Genomic DNA, 3,501 nt, shown 5'->3' with positions numbered 1-3,501 from the left:
GATTTGACTATTAGAGACATCACCAAAGAAGTCACCCTTAACGTTGATTTCAACGGGGTAGCTGTTGACCCATATGGTCAGACTAAGGCAGGTTTTGAAGCTGAAGGATCTATTAGTCGTAAAGACTTCAACTTAAGCTGGAACGCAGTAACCGAGGCAGGTAGCATTGTGGTGAGTGATAAAGTGAGGCTGATAGCCAATCTTCAATTTATTAAGCAGTAAGTAGAATTAAAACGCTTACGGTTTAAATAACTATATATAAGCTTTGTCACCTTGAGGGTTGTCGAAAGGTCAATAGTCTCGACAACTCTCGACGTGACAATTTTATTTATCGGGGCTATAATATATTAATTAAAACTTATTCGATTAAAACACCCATACAATGAAAACAAGAACAGTAGAATTAGTAGCAAGCCCAAGCGAGCCACATTTTGTAGGTGATGGTTTTCGGGTACATAACTTCATACCGAGCGGTTTTCGCTTGGATATGCAACGAATGAGTCCTTTCATTATGTTGGATTATAATTCAACTTATAAGTTCCCACCTTCTGATACCCCGAAAGGCGTAGGCGTTCATCCACACAAAGGCTTTGAGACGGTAACGATAGCCTATAAAGGCAAAGTGGCCCATCACGACAGCAGTGGCGGTGGTGGCGTCATTGGCGAAGGCGACATCCAATGGATGAGCGCAGCCAAGGGAATATTGCACAAAGAATACCACGAAGCCGAATGGAGTAAAAAAGGTGGCGACTTCCAAATGGTACAGCTATGGGTCAACTTACCCGCCAAGGACAAAAAAGCCGATCCAAAGTATCAAGCTATAAAATACGAAGATATTAACCGTCATGAATTGCCAAATGACGCCGGGACCATTGAAGTTATTGCAGGTGAATACAAAGGCACAAAAGGCACAGCTTCAACTTTTACCCCTGTACATATGTTCAATGCCAAACTTAAAAAAGGCGGGAAAGCCGATTTTCAGTTCCTTTCAGAATACAATACCTTACTTCTGGTCATTGAGGGAAACATCGTTGTCAATGGAAAAGAAAAACACCAACAGATCATTTGGCACTCATGGCCAACGACGGCGAAACTTTTCAAATTGAAGCAAGTGATGATGCCATCGTCTTAATTTTAAGCGGCAAACCCATCAACGAACCTATTGCAGCGCAGGGCCCTTTTGTAATGAACACCAGAGAAGAATTAAGCCAGGCGTTTAATGATTTCAATTTAGGGAAATTTGGTTATTTAGATGATTAAATAGCTTAATCATTGTCATAGAATCGGCTAAAGATCACAATAAAAAACACGAAATATCAAAAGAAATGAAATATCAACTTAAAATCATTATTGGCAGCACCAGACCAACACGTAAAGGGCCTATTGTTGCCGATTGGTTCTTAAAAATTGCACAGCAACATCCCAATTTTGACGTAGAATTGCTCGACTTAAAAGAAATAAACCTCCCGTTTATGGACGAGCCAGAACATCCACGACTACAAAAATACACCAAAGCTCACACCAAAAAATGGAGCAAAACCATAGATAGTGCGGATGCCTTTGTGATGGTAACCCCGGAATATAACTTTAGCTATCCCGCCACATTGAAAAACGCGCTTGATTATCTTTCTGTGGAATGGAGTGAAAAACCAATGGGTTTTGTGAGTTACGGAGGCGTTTCTGGAGGCACAAGAGCTGTCCAAGAACTAAAGGGTCCAGTAACCGCCTTAGGGATGATGCCAATTCCTCAGGCCGTAAACATTCCGTTTTTCACTCAATTTATTAATGAGGATGATGTTTTTGAAGCTAATGAGCCATTAGAGAAATCAGCAAACCTCATGTTAAATAAATTGCAAAATTGGTCAAAAGCCTTAAAAAACATGCGTAAAAACGTTGCAGATTGATTAACTTTTAGTGTTAAAATGTAAAGTTGTTAACTTTTTTGCCATTATAAAAGTTTAAATGAGTACTCATCCAAAATAAAAGCATCATGGAAAATCAACTTAAACTACCCAAACTTACTTATAAGGAAAATGTTCAAAAAAAATTGACGTTGCACCTGTTTTTACAGATTATAGGGAAGATACGCCTTAAAATGACGCCCAGAAAAAACCATTGGTGGTACATTACAGAATATATAGATACTCGTGGAATTACAACGGGGCCCATCCCGTACAATTCAGGAGCCGATCAGTTTGATATTTCCATAAATGTCCTAAAGCATCAACTGGAAGTCAGCACAAGCCAAGGAGATTTTGAATATTTCCCCCTTAATGATAAGCTCACCGTAGCCGATTTTTATCAACAATTGATGGGAATCTTGGAGAAATTCAATATTTCGGTATCCATTGTAAATATGCCCTTTGATTTGGACATTGATAAACCCTTTTCTGAAATTACAGAATACCATCATTACGACAAAGATTACACCAAGGATTTATGGAGAACAATGCTATGGATAACCAATGTTTTTAAAGAATTCAGTGGTCGTTTTTACGGAAAAACCTGTCCTGTCCAATTATATTGGCATTCCTTTGATTTAGTGGTCACAAGGTTCTCTGGAAACGAAGCACCGCCTATGCCAGCAGATGCAAGACTATCGGATAAAGATGCATATACGCACGAATGTATAAGTTTCGGCTTTTGGGCAGGCGATGAGAATGTTCCAGAACCTGCCTTCTATTCCTACACATATCCTTCACCTAAAGATATAGGTAAGGAAGCGATAAAGCCTGCATCTGCAGAATGGATCGATAGCAACGGTAGCCCGATGGCAATTCTGAAATACAAAAACGTGTTGAAATCAGAAAACCCAAGACAAGATTTACTCCACTTTTTAGAGTCGACCTATCAAGCTGGAGCTAAAAATGCCCATTGGGATATCAAAAAATTCAGGGTTCCCAATCTGGAAGACTTATAATTCATCATCACTATCAAAATTTTAAACAGCAATTAATACAATACATTATGACAAAAATAGAACGAGAAGATAATGGCAAAAAAGGACGCTTCGTTATTTATGACAACAATGAAGAGGTTTGAGAGATGACTTTTACTTGTGCAGGTAAAGAAAAATTTATCATCGACCATACTGGTGTAGAGGATAAATTTGGCGGAAAAGGATACGCCAAAGAGCTGGTCATGGCAGGCGTGGACTTTGCACGTGAAAACGATCTAAAAATCATACCACTTTGCCCTTATGCAAAAAGTAGATTCGATAGAGATAAAAGTATCGGTGATGTCTTGGCATAAACCTGCTCTTAAAGAGGCACTATAAATAAGAAATAAGCTTTTTAAATAAATCCAATTTTATGTCGAACACCGAATTAATTATAGAAGAACGCGCTGCCGATATCGGTAATTTCATGGTAGGCCGTTTGTTGCCTTTTCGCCAAAAAAGATCGGTTGGTCCGTTCACGTTTATTGATCATATGGGGCCAGCAAAAATGAGCAAGGATGAACATCTTGACGTGCCACCACATCCACATATTGGCTTATCTA

At 39.1% G+C, this 3,501-nt stretch carries 5 protein-coding genes and 1 pseudogene; all 6 read left to right on the top strand.

Going from position 1 to position 3,501, the window contains the following annotated elements; genetic code table 11:
• A partial coding sequence (locus tag ABIQ28_RS13970; protein ID WP_348038351.1) for a YceI family protein occupies positions 1–222 on the top strand: 222 nt, incomplete at its 5' end.
• 160 nt (positions 223–382) lie between these two features.
• A pseudogene (locus ABIQ28_RS13965) lies at positions 383–1,260 on the top strand (pirin family protein).
• A gap of 65 nt (positions 1,261–1,325) precedes the next feature.
• Positions 1,326–1,904, top strand: a complete 579-nt coding sequence (locus ABIQ28_RS13960; protein ID WP_348038350.1) for an NAD(P)H-dependent oxidoreductase — start codon at positions 1,326–1,328, stop codon at positions 1,902–1,904.
• Positions 1,905–1,990: 86 nt separating this feature from the next.
• Positions 1,991–2,920: a DUF5996 family protein gene (locus tag ABIQ28_RS13955; protein WP_348038349.1), complete on the top strand. Its 930-nt coding sequence runs from the start codon at positions 1,991–1,993 to the stop codon at positions 2,918–2,920.
• A gap of 125 nt (positions 2,921–3,045) precedes the next feature.
• Complete coding sequence (locus tag ABIQ28_RS13950; RefSeq protein WP_348038347.1) at positions 3,046–3,252, top strand: GNAT family N-acetyltransferase; 207 nt, start codon at positions 3,046–3,048, stop codon at positions 3,250–3,252.
• Between the two features lie 59 nt (positions 3,253–3,311).
• On the top strand, positions 3,312–3,501 hold a 190-nt coding region (locus tag ABIQ28_RS13945), incomplete at its 3' end, for a pirin family protein (RefSeq protein WP_348038345.1).

The organism is Gelidibacter sp., assembly GCF_039916245.1.
Lineage (GTDB): Bacteria > Bacteroidota > Bacteroidia > Flavobacteriales > Flavobacteriaceae > Gelidibacter.
This window is presented reverse-complemented; position numbering and strand designations above follow the sequence as displayed.